Source organism: Methanobrevibacter sp. AbM4, assembly GCF_000404165.1.
In the GTDB taxonomy this organism is placed as follows: domain Archaea; phylum Methanobacteriota; class Methanobacteria; order Methanobacteriales; family Methanobacteriaceae; genus Methanarmilla; species Methanarmilla boviskoreani.
This window is the reverse complement of the sequence record NC_021355.1, coordinates 205,941-222,309: the sequence shown is the minus strand read 5'-3', so window position 1 is coordinate 222,309 and position 16,369 is coordinate 205,941. Positions and strand designations below refer to the sequence as shown.

Annotated in this window: 11 protein-coding genes and 1 tRNA gene; 3 read left to right on the top strand and 9 right to left on the bottom strand. The window is 27.3% G+C overall.

Features of this window, described 5'->3' with window-relative positions:
* The first annotated feature begins 32 nt into the window (after nucleotides 1–32).
* Complete coding sequence (locus ABM4_RS00820; RefSeq protein WP_016357787.1) at nucleotides 33–1,727, top strand: DUF128 domain-containing protein; 1,695 nt, start codon at nucleotides 33–35, stop codon at nucleotides 1,725–1,727.
* A gap of 467 nt (nucleotides 1,728–2,194) precedes the next feature.
* Here the strand turns inward: ABM4_RS00820 and ABM4_RS00815 are convergent, their stop codons facing one another.
* Both ABM4_RS00815 and purB read right to left on the bottom strand, forming a co-directional pair.
* The gene (locus ABM4_RS00815; RefSeq protein WP_016357786.1) at nucleotides 2,195–3,043 is read right to left on the bottom strand and encodes a hypothetical protein; all 849 of its coding nucleotides are present in this window, start codon (nucleotides 3,041–3,043) and stop codon (nucleotides 2,195–2,197) included.
* A 278-nt stretch (nucleotides 3,044–3,321) separates the two neighbouring features.
* Complete coding sequence (gene purB, locus ABM4_RS00810; RefSeq protein WP_016357785.1) at nucleotides 3,322–4,671, bottom strand: adenylosuccinate lyase; 1,350 nt, start codon at nucleotides 4,669–4,671, stop codon at nucleotides 3,322–3,324.
* Nucleotides 4,672–5,009: 338 nt separating this feature from the next.
* On the opposite strand from purB, the gene ABM4_RS00805 reads away from it, so the two are divergent.
* Nucleotides 5,010–5,669: a class II glutamine amidotransferase gene (locus ABM4_RS00805; protein ID WP_016357784.1), complete on the top strand. Its 660-nt coding sequence runs from the start codon at nucleotides 5,010–5,012 to the stop codon at nucleotides 5,667–5,669.
* 373 nt (nucleotides 5,670–6,042) lie between these two features.
* On the opposite strand, the gene ABM4_RS00800 is transcribed toward ABM4_RS00805, so the two are convergent.
* A tRNA-Glu gene (locus ABM4_RS00800) sits at nucleotides 6,043–6,117 on the bottom strand.
* Nucleotides 6,118–6,277: 160 nt separating this feature from the next.
* Nucleotides 6,278–6,439: a preprotein translocase subunit Sec61beta gene (locus tag ABM4_RS00795; protein ID WP_016357783.1), complete on the bottom strand. Its 162-nt coding sequence runs from the start codon at nucleotides 6,437–6,439 to the stop codon at nucleotides 6,278–6,280.
* Between the two features lie 373 nt (nucleotides 6,440–6,812).
* On the opposite strand from ABM4_RS00795, the gene lysS reads away from it, so the two are divergent.
* Nucleotides 6,813–8,399 (top strand): lysine--tRNA ligase, encoded by a 1,587-nt coding sequence (lysS, locus tag ABM4_RS00790; protein ID WP_016357782.1) that lies wholly within the window; start codon nucleotides 6,813–6,815, stop codon nucleotides 8,397–8,399.
* A 677-nt stretch (nucleotides 8,400–9,076) separates the two neighbouring features.
* Here the strand turns inward: lysS and ABM4_RS00785 are convergent.
* The 5 genes from ABM4_RS00785 to nrdD form a co-directional block, all read right to left on the bottom strand.
* Nucleotides 9,077–9,352 (bottom strand): hypothetical protein, encoded by a 276-nt coding sequence (locus tag ABM4_RS00785; protein ID WP_016357781.1) that lies wholly within the window; start codon nucleotides 9,350–9,352, stop codon nucleotides 9,077–9,079.
* 23 nt (nucleotides 9,353–9,375) lie between these two features.
* Complete coding sequence (locus ABM4_RS08680) at nucleotides 9,376–11,535, bottom strand: glycosyltransferase family 2 protein (RefSeq protein WP_016357780.1); 2,160 nt, start codon at nucleotides 11,533–11,535, stop codon at nucleotides 9,376–9,378.
* Nucleotides 11,536–12,080: 545 nt separating this feature from the next.
* Nucleotides 12,081–12,554 (bottom strand): nucleoside deaminase, encoded by a 474-nt coding sequence (locus tag ABM4_RS00775; protein ID WP_016357779.1) that lies wholly within the window; start codon nucleotides 12,552–12,554, stop codon nucleotides 12,081–12,083.
* A gap of 22 nt (nucleotides 12,555–12,576) precedes the next feature.
* Nucleotides 12,577–13,305 (bottom strand): hypothetical protein, encoded by a 729-nt coding sequence (locus ABM4_RS00770; protein WP_016357778.1) that lies wholly within the window; start codon nucleotides 13,303–13,305, stop codon nucleotides 12,577–12,579.
* A gap of 350 nt (nucleotides 13,306–13,655) precedes the next feature.
* Nucleotides 13,656–15,974 carry an anaerobic ribonucleoside-triphosphate reductase gene (gene nrdD, locus ABM4_RS00765; protein ID WP_016357777.1) on the bottom strand — a complete coding sequence of 773 codons (2,319 nt, stop codon included), beginning with the start codon at nucleotides 15,972–15,974 and terminating at the stop codon, nucleotides 13,656–13,658.
* Nucleotides 15,975–16,369 lie beyond the last annotated feature (395 nt).

The window sequence follows — 16,369 nt, the reverse complement described above, 5'->3', positions numbered from 1 at the left end:
ATATAAAATAACATTTTAGATAAGGGAGTCATATGTCTGAATCAGAAAATAGGATGATAGAAATCCTAAGAATCCTAGACCAACAAGAAAAACCAACAGGTTCAAAAGTCATCGCTAATGAATTGAATAACAGAGGATTTAATTTAGGTGAACGTGCCGTACGTTACCACATGAAAATTCTTGATGAAAAGGGTTATACGAAGAAAATTGGTTATTCTGGTAGAGAAATTACAGACCTAGGCAGGTCACGTATTGAAAAAGGACTCGTCTATGATGAAATAGATTTTACCTATTCAAAATTCGAGAATTATATTTATCAAACTACTTTTAATCCATATACAAAAACTGGAAATGTTATTGTTAATAAATCAAATGTTCTAGATAAGGAAGCACTTGATATTATTAAAAAAGCATTTGAAACTGGAATTGCAGTCAGTCCTAGAATCCAGATTAACAAAGAAAAGATCGGCGGTGTGGAAGGATATACCGTTGAGAGTATTTGTGGAACAACAATAGATGGAGTATTTCTTAAAAACGGAATAGCTACACAGCCACAATATGGTGGAATCATTGAGGTTAAAAATTACGAACCTCGAAGATTTAAGGAATTAATTTCCTATAAAAAAACATCCATTACCCCCCTTGATGCCTTTATAGCAAAGAACATGACATCTGTATTAAATGTTATCGATAATGGTAATGGAACAATACCTGCAAACTTTAGAATAATTCCAGGTAAAGTAGGAAATAGAGCAAAAAAACTTATTGAAAAACTTAATCAGGCAAATATTAATGGAATTATTGCAATAGGTAAGAAAGGAGAAAATATTCTTGGTGTACCAGTTCCTGAAGACTTTATAGGAATAGCCATAGCAGGAGGAATAACGCCATTCTGTGTTGCGAAGGAATTGGATTACGATGTAAACATCAAGTTAGGTGAGGAATTAGAGGATTATGCTAATTTAAAACCTGTTAATAAAAAAGCCAATTCAATATTAAGAAGTGTAAACCCCCATAAACAATATAACAAAATACCGTTCTTCCTATCAAAATCATGGAATCTTATTGAGGAAGTGGATTATGATATGGAAACCGGCGAGGGAAATATTATTGCAGACATATCCTATGTAAATAAAGAAGATCTAGATGATTCCCTAAAGGTCATTAAAAATACTTACAAAGATTGTCCGGAATATATTACACCATATTATAAAATTGTTGAAGATAACAAAAACCATGATAGAGTAGGAATTGCAACTGTATGCAGTTTATCTATCGATGGAATATTAATTAAAAACGGCATTATGTGTAAGCCTAAATATGGTGGATTACTGGAGGTTAACGATAAATCATCATTTATTGAACTAATATCATATAATGGTTCTTCAATAGATCCCCATAAGATATTCATACTTAAAGATTTAACTGCTATCAATAAAGATGAGACAGGTGCTAGAAGACTTCTTGCATCAATTAAAGAAATTCCGAACATTGCACAATACCAAAGTAATGAGATATTAAAGGAACTATCTAAAAAAGACTTATCAGTTTTAAAAATAGGTAAACCTAGAGAAATGGTCTATAATGCACAGGTAAACAACTACAAATTTGGTGTTGTTGCAGGTAGTGGATTAAATACCATAGCGGCCATTAGAGAAAAAGGCATAGATATCGATATAAAAGCGATGGAAACATCAATGCCCCTTAATGAAATGGATAGATTTTAAACTATTTAATCCATTATAACTTATTTTGCCAATCAATTTAATTTAAATTAAATTATTAATAACTTATTTTTATTATAAACTTCCAATTATCTAATTTTTAACTTATATTTTAATTATTAACCAGTTATCTAATAGTTTAATAATACAATAGTTTAACAATATTTTAATTATCAATTCGAAAGATTATCTTAAAAATTTTAAAAATAGCTAGAAGATTTCAATTGACTATAACAAAAGCACAATCTATAAAAAATACTATCTTTCAAACTTTATTAAATAAAAAATAGCTAATTTCAATCTAATCAATACAGGTTAAAATTTAATAAGAGATTGACTATAAGATGTATGTATAGATAAACAAAACTTAAAATAGAATACTATTAAAATTTTATAAAAATAGAATATATGATTTAAAAATAGCTAAGAAACAGATATAAAAAAAATAAAAAAATAGAATAAAGTTATATTTATTCTAATTCAAGTTTAAGTTGACCCATTTTTGGAGCTAAGTAATTGTAGAAATAAGCTATTAGGAAAACCAATACAAATGTTATAACAAATCCGGAAATAATATTATATAATGCATATAATACTGCAGTATGATTTATTGCTAACATCGCAATAGAGACAATTACCTCTACAACTAAAGAACAGATTGAAACTATAATTGCAGCACTTTTAGGATCAACATATTTAAGTGATGTATACTTACCCTCATCTTTAAAATCCACTATAATTCCACCAACTTTTGGAGAAATATAATTATAAACATAGATTTGTAAACATACGAATATGAAAGTTAAGACAAAGGATAATAGTATACAAGCAATAAAGAATTGTGGACTTAACATTAACACTAAAAAGTTATATACGATTAATGCTAAATTCATCTGTCCAGATGCCATCAATGTTTGTAGAACAGAACTTGCAAATCCAGGTACAACTAAGTATGCCAATGTATAAACGATAATGAAACAGATTAAACTAATAACCCCAATAACAAGTGAGGTAGATATAGGGTTTATCCTAGTTATCTCACCTTCCTCAATATCAAAATCAATAGCATTTAACCTAGTTACAAGAACATTATAAAGATAACCTCTTCCGAAGAAGTGAATAATACTATATAAAATTGCCCCAAAGATAATCATTGGAATAAGCATTAAACCAGTAGTAATAGCTGATGAGCCACCTATAACCATAAGAGCTATAAAAGCAATGATTGCAAGGATAACACTGATTAAAACATAAATTCCCATCCCAATAGTTGTTAAGGAAGACAATTCAATAGAACTAAGTTCTTTTGTGTTTACCATTTTTTCACCTTTTAATTATAAAGAAAATTTTATTGAATTTATTTAAATATGCTGAAAATCTTAGATGAATCCATTTAATAAATTAAAGATTTCATTAAAATAAGGATATTTAAATAAATATTATAATTAATATTTTTCATACATATTAATCTTTTGATAAATAATCTAAAAAGATTTAAAACATTTTAAAGATATTACTCGTTTTCTTGAATTTTATAAAAATAAGAGCAACATTATAAAATATTTTGAAATCCGAATTCACTGCAAGATAAGGGGATTTAGAACCAGTCTTTAGAGGACTCTAAGATCTCATCCACAATGATTCCTGCAGAACCTGTATAGGTATGAGGATCCATAATCTTTTGAACTTCCTCCTTAGATAAATATTTACTTGCCTCTTCGTCTTCTAAGATTAAATCCCCAAGTAAAAGATGTTCTTGATTAGCCTTAATAGCATTCTCCCTCACAAGTGCATATGCAGTTTGTTTACCCATTCCTGCCCTTGTAAGTTCAGCCATTAATCTTTCAGCCATGACTAGACCATGAGTTAAATTGAGGTTTTTCTCAATATTATCGTCATAGAAGACAAGGTTACTCATAAGTTTAATTGTAAGTTCCAAAGTATAGTCACTTAGGATACATGCTTCAGGAAACATGATTCTTTCACATGAGGAATTGGTTAAATCCCTTTCATGCCATAATGGATTGTTTTCCAAAGCAGGTGCAACATAGGATTTTACAATTCTTGAGATTCCGCAGATTCTTTCAGCGGTAATAGGGTTCATTTTATGAGGCATTGTACTACTACCTACCTGTTTTTTAGGATCGAAATATTCTCCAACCTCCATGATTTCAGTTCTTTGAAGGTTTCTAATTTCAAGTGCAATCTTTGTTAAGGTAGATGCCAAATTAGCAATTGCCATAATAAATTCAGCATGATTATCCCTTTGTACAACCTGATTTGTAATTGTAGCAGGAGGTAAATTCAATTCTTCAGCAACTTTCTTATGGATTTCCCAACCTTGAGGACCTAATGCTGCAGTGGTTCCAACTGCACCATCCAACATACTTACACATACATTACCCCTTGCATGTTCTAATCTATCATATTGTCTTTTAAGTTCTGCAGCCCAATTAGCAAATTTCATACCATATGTAGTTGGAATTGCATGTTGACCATGAGTACGTCCAATACAAACCTTATTCCTGTTTTCCTTTGCCAAGTCAAGTAAGATATTAGTTAACTTAATTATTTTATCTTCAAGGACATCAATTGAATCCCTAATCATTAAAGAGTTTGAGGTATCTACAATATCATTTGAGGTTGCTCCGAAATGTACATATTCTCCTGCATCTCCCTCACATTGTTCTGCAAGTCCTTGAACCATAGATGCAATATCATGTTTCTTGGCAGCTTCAATTTCATTTACCCTTTCAAGTTTAACATATTTAGTACTAGCTTTAGATGAGATTTCATCTGCAGTTTCCTTAGAAATAATTCCAATACTAGCCTCAGCTTGAGCCAATGCAGATTCTACATCTAACATTCTTTGTAATTTATTCTCATAATCCCAAATTCTTTTCATTTCAGGAGTTCCATATCTAAATTCAATTGGATGTATAGCCATTATAACACTTCACTCAATAAATTAATTAAAATAATTTTAAATATTTAAAATTTAAAATGCATTAAACAATTAAATTTAAAAAATACTTAAAAAAATTAGATATCTTATTAAATTAAAAAATCAAATCTAATTTTAAGCTTTTAAACACATATTTTTGTAAAAAAAGATTTACAAAATAATATATAACTATATGTCTATTTTTTAAAATAAATATAATTAGCTATTTTAAAGGTTCATACAAAGAACCAGTAATTTAAAAAATATTAATATATTAAGATAAAGTAATTAACTATAAACTATAAAAGTATATTCTAAGTAATTTAAGGAAGTTTTATAAAATGTGTGTAATTGTTATCAAACCACCAAATACTGGCGTTTCTAGAGAGGATATTGAGGCAATGTATAAACAGAATCCTCATGGAGTAGGCATTAGTTACTATGATCCAAAGGAAGATATGCTTGTTTGGAGAAAAGGTTTAACTGACTGGGATGAAATTGAAGAAATCATTAAAGAACTATACCCAATTGAGGCTATCATTCACTTTAGATATGGAACTTCTGGACCAAATAATGCTGAAATGTGCCATCCATTCCCTATTGGTGAGGAAAACAGATTAAGTGGAGAATCCAAACAGCTATTCTACCATAATGGCGAGTTAAAATCATTTGAACCCGAAAACAATTCACCATATAGTGACGCATATATATTCTGGAAGGATGTCATAAACCACATAGACATTCCGCTAACAAAGGAAATCGTGAAATGGTTTGATGATGGAATAAACAAAATGGCGATACATACAACCGAAGGTATTCAAACCGTAGGGGAATACTATGATTGGAATGGGTTAAAAGTAAGTAACCTTAAGTTTACAAGGTTCTTATTTGAAAAGTCAAAACCAAGAAAAGTGTTATCATTTATAAAATGGAAAATAGTTTTAAGATCTATTGATGGAATTATTAACGGATTTACAAAACTAAAAGATAAAATAGAATAAGAGGATTTAATATTAATCTTCTAAAATACCTTTTTTTAACAATCAATATATAAACAGTTACTTTATATAATTAATATTAACCACTATTTTTTAAAAACATTAGAAAAAAATAAGATTCCGTCTTATTAAATAAATATTAAACTACTTTTAAGATATTAAAATAAAATAAATATTTTATTTAGAATTCAATTATTGAAAACATTAAGAAAATAATGTTTTATTTTATTAAATAAATTTTTAACTATTTTTAAAACATTGAACCAAAAATAAGCATTCATTTTTCTTAAATAAACAGTTTTAAATATTAAACAGATAAAATAAGACTCAAAAATAGAAATCGGATTAAATAAAATCAGAAATAGAATTTTAATAGTGCTCCGTTCGGGATTCGAACCCGAGTCCGCGGTTCGAGAGACCGCAATGATTGGCCGGACTACACTAACGGAGCATAAGATATAATTAAATAAATAAGTTTTAAATTATTGTTCCCAATATCATGACAATTTTAAACATGATTTAAGAATAATAACCATGGTTTTAAAAATTAAACCCTAATTAATGGATTTAAAAAAAACTATAAAAATTCTTACTTAAGAATAATCTAGAATCTAAGCAGAGAATCTTAAAACAAAACAGAATATTGCTAAGATAATAGTCATTATAACAACTTGTTCAGGAGAAAGTTTAGGTCCAACACTTTCCTCATCGAAATATCTAACTAATCCTGCACCAGTCTGTGGCATGTCGTATTTTTTTTCCTTTTTAGGCATTTTATCACCATAACTTATAAAATTAAAATAAATTGAATTATCAAATAATACTAATCAATCATTATAATATATTGTTTTCATATTATTTAAATGTAGATGAAAAAGATTATTTTAATTTCCTATTTTTCAAAAATAATATATATAATAATTTAAATAATAATATTATTATAAAACTTTTTTTATAAAAAAAATTTTATTTATCCGTTTTTAATTAAGAATTATTTTTAAAACTTCTATATTAATTATCTATAGCTTAATTAAAATTATATAAAATGTTTTGATAATTTTTTTTTAAAAATCATATATAAATTTTACAATAAAGTCAAGAATTTATTTAATGAAAGATACGAATTATAATTACAATGGTGATGAAATGGAACATTGGATAGAAAGAATAGCTGATGATTTAAGTAAAATGGATGTAGAAAAACACACTATTGCAAGTGGTACATCTATATCTGGTACCATACATATTGGAAATTCATGTGATATATTTATTGCAAATGCCGTAGGTAAAGCATTAAGAAAATTGGACCAGGATGTGGAGGTAATATGGATTGCAGATGATCATGACCCACTTAGAAAAGTACCATATCCACTTCCAGAGTCCTATAGTAAATACCTAGGTATGCCTTACTCAACTATCCCATGTCCTGATGGATGTTGTAAAAACTTTGTAGAGCATTTCGAAAAACCATTATTCAATGTCTTAGATGATTATGGAATAGATGTTACAATAAAATCAGGATATGAGATGTATAAATCAGGGGTCTACAATGACTATATAAGGAAAGCCCTTGAGAAACACAATGAAATTAGGGAAATCTTCGACCAATATAGAAGGGTACCTTTAGCTGAAGACTGGTTACCATATAATCCTATCTGTGAGGAATGTGGCAGGGTAAATACTACAACCGCATATGGATATGACGGAGATAAAGTATATTATAGATGTGAATGTGGTCACGAGGGTGTAAGTGATATTACCAAAGGTGACGGAAAACTTACATGGAGAGTTGAATGGGCTGCAAGATGGAAAATCTTCAATACCACCTGTGAACCATTTGGAAAGGATCATGCAGCAAGTGGTGGATCCTATGATGTAAGTAAGGTTATCTCAAAAGAAATCTTCGGTTATGATGCACCTTATCCAATTCCATATGAATGGATTACCCTTGATGGTGAGGCTATGAGTAAATCCCATGGAGTATTCTTTGCACCAGACGAATGGTTAAAGATTGGACCTGCTGAAAGTTTAAACTATTATCTATTTAGAAGCAAACCAATGAAACCTAAAGATTTCTCACCAAAAATGAAATTTTTAGATTTGATGGACCAATTCGATACCGTTGAAAAGGTGTTCTACGATGAGGAAGAGGCACCATCCAAGAAAGAGGAACATAAATTTAAAGAGATCTATAGGGTTGCTCAAATTCATGAGGGAAGTCCATTACCATTTAGACCACCTTACAGATTCCTTGTAAATGCAATCCAAATTGCAGGTGGATGTGATTTAGAGAAAATCTTCGGAATCCTTAAAAGAAATTCACAGCTTACAAAAAGTTTTGAAGATAAAGAATTTGAGGATTTAACTGAAAGGGAACTTGCACAATATGAGGAAAGGGTAAACAATGTAAAATATTGGTTAGACAATTATGCACCGGGATTTGTTAAATTTAATGTGCAATACAAATCAATACCAAATCTACCACTTCAGGAAGAACAAGATGCATTCCTAAGAGATCTTGCTAATTTAATGGAGGCTAATGACTTTACAAAATCAGAGGATTTACATGACGAGATGTATAAAATACTAGAGGCACATGGTCTTAAACCACAAAAAGCATTCCAAGCAATTTATAAAATGATACTTGGTAAAAAACAAGGTCCTAGAGCAGCTTCATTTTTACTATCCTTAGATAAGGACTTTGTTGTTAAGAGATTAAGAAAAGAAGCATAATCTTAATCTTAATTTTCTTTTTTTAAAATTAAAACTTAAATAAATTTTTAAAATTAGTAGACATTGTTTTAAGAATTAAATTTTTTTCGTTAAATCAATTAAATTATCCTTAAGTGAACTATTCTCAAATATCAATCCTTTTGATTTTCTTTTAAATTTTTTAATTCATTATTTAAATTGATTGATAACGGATAAAAATTTGTTATAGAAGCATGTCTTACAATATTCCAATACAATACAGTGAAAAAATAAGTTTTGAAAATTGTTTTTAAACATTAAAAATAAAAAATGCAATCTCAAAATCTTTAATATGGATATGTAAATAATATTTATAGAAAAAAGTCAATTTGATTTAAATTGTTAATAAAACCAGTATTAATCTTGTAATTAAAAACCCACTTAATCCTATTTAATACAATTGTTATTTTAAATAAATTACATATAATATAGACTTAAGAACCAAAAAACCTATGAAATTATAATATTTTAATTTTATATACATACAAATATACTCTACCACCATTTAAATTAACATCATTAGTAAATTCAGTTTTAGTGAAAATTCTATCGTTATATATGACATATCCATAAAATTATGATTCCGGTCATTTAAATAATTAAAAACAATTATAAAAAATTTTCATTAAGACATAGGCATTTACCATAAAAATCATTTCTTATAAACCTTTTCTAACAAAATTCATTATACATCTAAAAGGTTTAGTAATTCTCCAACTTGTAGAATTTAAAATTGAGTTAAACTTATTAAGTAAATCGTTATAATCATTTTTTAAATTATTATAATCCTTCTTTAAATTATTATAATTAGTGTTTAAGTTATCATATTCTTGAGATTTTTTGTATAATGTTGCCTCTAAAGCTAAAATGTATTTTTTATTCTCCTTTAATATATCCTTATTATCTGATTTTTCTTGACCCTCAGAATTTAACATTATAATTCCCCACTATGCATATTTTAATCCTTAATAATTTTTAAAATCTCTGGAAATTCATTTAAAACATTATTTAATTCTAAATCATTACGTCCTTTACTATTTTTAGCCCATAATTTGTTTTCAGAAAATATTTGTTTATATGAATTAATATAAAAAAGCTCTTGAACTAATTTTTTACATCTCTTTATCTTTGTTTTATTTAAGACAGCCATAGACCAAAACCATATATCATCAGTATGAGGACATAATTTTCTAAATAAATTTACATCAATTACTTTCTCATTTAATGAATCTGGTGGGAATAAAGTTCCAGCACCATTTGTTGGAAAATTTAAAAATGAAATGTCCTCACCTTTATTAGCAAGTTTCCAATCAACATATCTCTTTAATTTATTATCCTCATTAAACTCCATAATTCTACATCTGGAAGCAATAATATAATCAGGATATTTAATATGATCTTCATATAAATTTTTTAAACAATCTTTATCATAATATAAATCATCATCTACAGTAACAATACATGCATTAGGATACTTTTTTAAAGTAGGAATTAATTTTTTATAAGAATAATAATTTTTACACCATTTAATAGTTAAACCATTATTTTTAAAATTTAAAACCGCCTCCGGAATATCTTCTTCTTTATTAGGAAACTCTTCTTCAGATAACCATAAAATAATCTTATTAGGTTTAAAAGATTGATTAAATAATGAATATAAACAATAATGAAGATCTTCCATCCTATCTGGAATAGAAGTTAATGAAATAATTATTTCTTCACCATAGTTTTCATCCGAAATCCCCATCTCATTAAAATTTAAAATCTCATTATCTATTTTTATTTTATTAATAGAATTAAAATTAGGAGTTGATGAACTAATCTTATTTTTACCTTCAAAATATCCTTTATTTACAAAATAGATTAATGAATTATTATCTTTTAAATGATAGAAATCAGAATAATACTCAGTATCAAATCTTTCAGAAGGATTATAATTCTTAAAAGCACCATTACATAAATAATCAATTAATGGATTTATGCTACCAGTGAAATTATAATTTTTAATATAATAGTTTTCATCAAATAGATTAAGTTCTTTAATTCTATTTAAACTTGTATTAAAAAAATCAATATAATTTTCATCAACTTTATCAAAACTTAAAATTAAATTATTTGAAAGTGTTGATTCATTAAAAATAGAATTAAATTCATTAAACTCCCTAAAAGAATTAGAATTTAATACATGTATATAAAAACTATATTCTTTTAAAGAAAGATTATATAATATATTACTATCCACTAATTCTAAATTTTTAAAATCATCTCTAAACTTAATAAATAATTCTTCCTTATAATCATCATTTACTCGATTTAAAACATTATTGTACTGTTTAAACTTAGATTTTAAAAAATTAGCTTCCAATTCTTCATAAAGATTATGATTCTTTAAAAAATTTTCAATAGTTTCATAAACATACAAGATAACGAAAGGTTTTTTATCAAATTTAATCTTTGATTGAATTGAGGAGGAATTTAATTTATTATAATGATACAAAATTTTAGGATAATATGCAATTTTTGAAGCTAAAACAGTAGTAACTACATTAAAATACATATCATTAAAAATTGGTATTTCCGAAAACCTAATATTATTATCTAATAAAAATTTCGCCTTATATAATTTAGACCATGGAACAAAAAAACTATTCATTACTAATATATTGTTCCTAAAATGATAATCAAATATATAATTTGTAAAATCAAAATCATTTGAATTAAAATAAGCCCTTTCTCGTGATATATTATCAGTCTTATGTTCTAATGAATCAAATAAGATTAAATCTGTGTCAAGATTTTTCGCCTGATTATAAAGTAATTGAAAAGCATTATCTTCAAACCAATCATCAGAGTCAGCAAATAAAATATATTCCCCATTAACATGTTTTAAGCCTAAATTACGAGCAGCACCTGCCCCTTTATTATTTTGAGTAAAAATTTTTATTCTATAATCTTTATTTTCATAAGATTTTAGAATATTTAATGAATTGTCTGTTGACCCATCATCTACACAAATAACTTCAAAATCTTCAAATGATTGTTTTAATATAGAATTTAAACAATTATTTAAGAAATTCCCAGTATTAAAAACAGGAATTATAATTGAAAGTTTAACCATTAAGTTTTACCCCCACAATACATATCAATATTTTATACAATATTATATTTATACAATATTATATTTATATTAATAAAAGAATTATATAAAGAAAATTTAATAGAAAATGAATCACTTTCAGTAAATAGTTTTTCATATAACTTATTACAGATTTTGGAAATTTTCTTTATTATTTGTGATTTTGATAATAAATTTCCAATTCATAATTTTATCTTCCGTCATCAATTTCATTAGTTATATACCCATTTAATATTTTGTCTCAAGCTTAATTTTGGAAATACAGATCCCCCTTTTCATTAAATCTCTATGAATTTCACCACAATTATAAAATTCATGATACTTTTAATAAAATAAGAGAAATAACCTTTTAAAATCATTGCAAAATTAATAACCCCAATAATCATTTATTGATAACATAATTTATTAAAGTTATAAAAAATATAATATTAAACATTTATTCTAAAACAATATATAATAATTACATATATCATTTAAAAAAAAATAATGTTGAAAACATTGATACACTCACAATAAAAACAATTTAATTATCTTTTTACATCAGTTGAGTTTTCAACCCTGTCAAGCTCCCTCTTCCAAAGATTCGGATCTTTATCCAACAGTTTGTTAAATACATCTGAAGCTTCTTTTAAATTTAATACCTTAACATCAACATTATTATCTAATAAAAAAGATTCAGCACCCATTAAAGTAATATTATCACCTATAACAACACGAGGAATATTATATAAAACTACTGCACCAGAACACATAGGACATGGAGAAAGGGTAGTATACAATGTTAATGATTCATATTCTTTAGAGCTTAATCTACCAGCATTATTAATTGCATCCATTTCAGCATGTAATATTGGTGAATCTTCCTGAACCATACGATTATGGCCTTTAGATATAATCTTATCATTTGAAACCAAGACTGCACCGATAGGTATTCCACCTTCATCAAGGGATTTTTCAGCCTCCTTAATAGCTTCAAACATGAAACGAGAATCCTTATCCATAAAATTCACAACTAACAAATAATTAAATAAGTCTTGAGAAAAATCCCTTATCCCTTTCATCTTGTAAACTTTCAGATAAATCTTTATTAAGTTTCTTAAGGTTTTTAATATCTTTATCCTTATTGTTTAACTCGGTATGAAGTTTATCATTTTCCCTTTGTTTCTTATCCATCTTCTCAGTTAAATCGTCCACCTTAACCTGAAGTCTTACAATTTTCTCAGAGTATTCTTTTCTTAAATCCTCTTTATATGTTTCAATTTCTGATAGCTTATTTTTAAGAGACTGATTTTCATCTTTAAGGGAAGGCAATTCCTTTTCAGAAAGCTCATTTAATTTATTTTCAGCTGATTTTAATTCTTTGGATATTTTCTTGTTTTCCTCTTTTAATCTTTCAAGATCAACTTTAGCTTTATCCTCTTTTTCTTCTTCAGATTCCTTTTTAAGATAATCAGCTAATTTATCATTTAATTTTTTATTTTCCTTTTCAAGATTCTGATATTTAACCTTAATTAAAGCCAATTCGGCACCGTTTTTAGTAAATGTTTCACTTAACTCTGCATTAATATCTAATTGATCATAATATTTCTTAGTACTATTATCCAATGCCTCAGTTAACTCATTTTTAAGTTTTTTTAACTCTTTGTTTTCCTTTTTAAGAACTGGAATAACTTCATTAGTTAAATGATTTAATTCATTAGCTTGATTCTTGACTTTATTTACTTCTTGATTATATTTTTCCTCGTCAACCATAACATCACATTGTAAAAATTGTAATAAAATTTATGAAAATTGAATGATAATTAAAATAATTTATAGTTTAGCTATATTTAAACTTATTTATATAGAAATATATTTTAAATAATATAAAAAGATTAGAAAAATAGAATAAAAATTCATAAAATAGAATTTTTTTTAAAAAAATATTAAACAAAATAAAAAAATCATAAAATAAAAATAATTACCATATTTAAAGGAATTAAACATGAATATTCCAATTTAATTTAAGAAATATAGAAAAAGTGTAATCCAAATAAAAAAAAAGTAAAAAATGGATAAAAAACAAAATCTATTAAAAAGGATAAAAAGTGGAGATTAAAGATTTAGTTTTTTTGGAATCTACGTCTGTCAATAAGTTCTTGACGTTTACCTGCATTCCATCCACCATTAGCAGATTTTGCATGACCTACTTGTTGAACATATCCGGTAATCCTATCATACCATTCAACCTCTTCAGTTTCACCACAGGTAGGACATTTATTGCTTAATCCTTTCATTAAAGTTTTACATTTTAAACAGAAACTTAAAGCAGAACTGTAAGCCCAGAAACCAATATCTGATTTTCTTGCAATCTTATTGGTTAAACTCATTAATGATTCAGGATCTGAGTAAGATTCACCCATAAATGCATGGAAGATATGTCCACCAGGAGTAAGTGGATGGTATTGTTCCTCGATTTTTATCTTATCAATGAGAGAGATATTGGAATTTACAGGTACATGTGAGGAGTTAGTGTAATAGTTAGCTCCATTATCCCCTTGTAATATTGCTTTATCTCCAAATTGTTCTTTATCAAGAGTTGCAAATCTGTAAGCAGTAGTCTCTGCAGGGGTTTGAATTACAGACCATCTTAATCCTGTTTCTTTTTGTAATTCATGAGCTCTATCATAAATGTATTTAATACATTTTACACCGAATTTATTTGCATCAGGATTATCAATTCCTTCACCAAATAGAGCCATTAACATTTCATTTAATCCTACGAAACCAAAGGACAATGTTGAGTTTTCAACTCTGTAATAGTTTTCTTTTGCAAATTTCTGAGTTAAGAATGGGAGAATATCATAATCATTTAAACAGTGAAGACCTTGTTCCCTTCTGATAAGTAAGGTTTCAACTGCAAGATCCATATAATTATCTAAGTATTCGAATACTTGTGATTCATCTTTAGATTGATATCCGATTCTTGGTAGGTTCATTGTAACATATGCAAGGTTACCGGTTCTTAAACAATCCTTATCCCAATCACCAGTCCAAGTATCCTGAAGACAGGTTCTACATCCCATATAATTTGCCATGTTTCCTCTGTATTTAGGTAACATATTCACAAAGTAAGGGGAACCGTATTTAGCTGAGAGTTTATGAACATTGTATAAATCCTCGTCATAATCTCCTTTTAATGTTTCTTTACGTAATGTGTAGATTGTATTTGGGAAAAGATGTGGTTTTCCGTCTTTGTCTCCACCATATAAAGTTTCTGTGAAAGCCCTTTGGATTAATCTAGTTTCCTCTTCAAAGTCACCATAGGTTCCTACAACCTCACCTCTAGGACCATATGCAGTTACATCTTCTAAGAATTTAGGAACTCCAAATTCTAATTGCATACTTGTAAATGGTACCTGTGAACCTCTAGCAGCATAAGCCATGTTTAAGTTGTAGATTAACATTTGTACACATTGTTTAATGTCATCGTAAGATCTGCCTCTTGCAAATGGAGCAACGAATACATTCCAGAAAGACATAGCTTGTCCTCCAGACATGTTCTGTTGAGCTGCTAACATGATTTCTCCTGTATGATTCATTAAGGTTTCCATATGAGCAGGAGCACCTGCAACAGAAGTGTGATCCCCGGTTCCATCTACTTTAAGACCATATCTGATAAATTGTCTAATATCATGTTGTAGACAGTTTAATGGTCTTGCTGCAAAGTATTCTAAATCATGTATATGGATGTCCCCAGACATATGAGCATCAGCTAGATGTGATGGTAACATATGTAATAATGCATATTGTTTTAATGCCTCATCTGCAACAAACTTATGAATGGTTTCAGGGTTGTGCATCATGTTTGCATTACTTTTGTTTCCGTTTTCAATTAATGAGGTAATATTATATACAGGGATTCCTAAACGAGTATAATTTTTCCTTAAGTCTTCAAGACCATATTCCACAAGTTTAGTGTTAACAATTTCCCTAATCATAGGTGCGGTTAAGTATTCCACATTTAATTTTTTAAGTTCCTTCCATACATCAGAAGCAATTTCAAATGCAGTTTCCTGTGAAGCACCGGTTTCCTCAACTAGGGTATTGGCAATCTTAGATAAATCAAATGATTCGATTTTATCCCTTGTAGTTCTTACTTTTAGGGTAGTGTTAGCCAAGTATTTGTTTGCTGATTCCTCATCAATTTCAGATAATGATTCATAAACAATTTTCTTAATTTCTTTTGTAGTTATTCCATCATATAATGATGAGACAACATTTGCAATAATCTTATCTGATTCAAAGAATGGAGCTTCTACCATTACTAAAGATTTTAATAGTTTTTCATAACTGAATCTTTCCATTACTCCATTATTTTTTTTAACAGAAACCTTTACATCATCTTTTAAGTTTTCTGCAATATTTGATCTAGTTTCCATTTTAATATCTCCACTTAAATAAAAATAAAATATTATTAAGTCCTAAAAACCCTATAACTTAATATAAAACAGATTTATTAAATTTAATCCCGTATTGAACCTATAATATTTAATAAAAATTTTCAAGTATTATAAAATTTTCATAATACTTTAGCATTAATACATTAGTCAAAGTAGTATAAAAATGTTCGTATTAATACAAACAAATTTATATTTTCAAATAATGTATTATGTAGTATAATCTGTAAAAACTAAATTAAAATAACCTATACGATTATAAATTAATTTAAAAGCCTTACAAGAATATAAACATGAAATGAAATGTAAATTAAATTAGAATCATCTAAACAATGAAAATTCTAAGAATTTACAATATGACAATATAAACCAATTTC

Bases quoted from the DNA above. Each gene is read 5' to 3' on its own strand.
- ABM4_RS00820 (WP_016357787.1), top strand. From the start codon at position 33: ATGTCTGAATCAGAAAATAGGATGATAGAAATCCTAAGAATCCTAGAC.
- ABM4_RS00815 (WP_016357786.1), bottom strand. From the start codon at position 3,043: ATGGTAAACACAAAAGAACTTAGTTCTATTGAATTGTCTTCCTTAACA.
- purB (WP_016357785.1), bottom strand. From the start codon at position 4,671: ATGGCTATACATCCAATTGAATTTAGATATGGAACTCCTGAAATGAAA.
- ABM4_RS00805 (WP_016357784.1), top strand. From the start codon at position 5,010: ATGTGTGTAATTGTTATCAAACCACCAAATACTGGCGTTTCTAGAGAG.
- ABM4_RS00795 (WP_016357783.1), bottom strand. From the start codon at position 6,439: ATGCCTAAAAAGGAAAAAAAATACGACATGCCACAGACTGGTGCAGGA.
- lysS (WP_016357782.1), top strand. From the start codon at position 6,813: ATGGAACATTGGATAGAAAGAATAGCTGATGATTTAAGTAAAATGGAT.
- ABM4_RS00785 (WP_016357781.1), bottom strand. From the start codon at position 9,352: ATGTTAAATTCTGAGGGTCAAGAAAAATCAGATAATAAGGATATATTA.
- ABM4_RS08680 (WP_016357780.1), bottom strand. From the start codon at position 11,535: ATGGTTAAACTTTCAATTATAATTCCTGTTTTTAATACTGGGAATTTC.
- ABM4_RS00775 (WP_016357779.1), bottom strand. From the start codon at position 12,554: ATGGATAAGGATTCTCGTTTCATGTTTGAAGCTATTAAGGAGGCTGAA.
- ABM4_RS00770 (WP_016357778.1), bottom strand. From the start codon at position 13,305: ATGGTTGACGAGGAAAAATATAATCAAGAAGTAAATAAAGTCAAGAAT.
- nrdD (WP_016357777.1), bottom strand. From the start codon at position 15,974: ATGGAAACTAGATCAAATATTGCAGAAAACTTAAAAGATGATGTAAAG.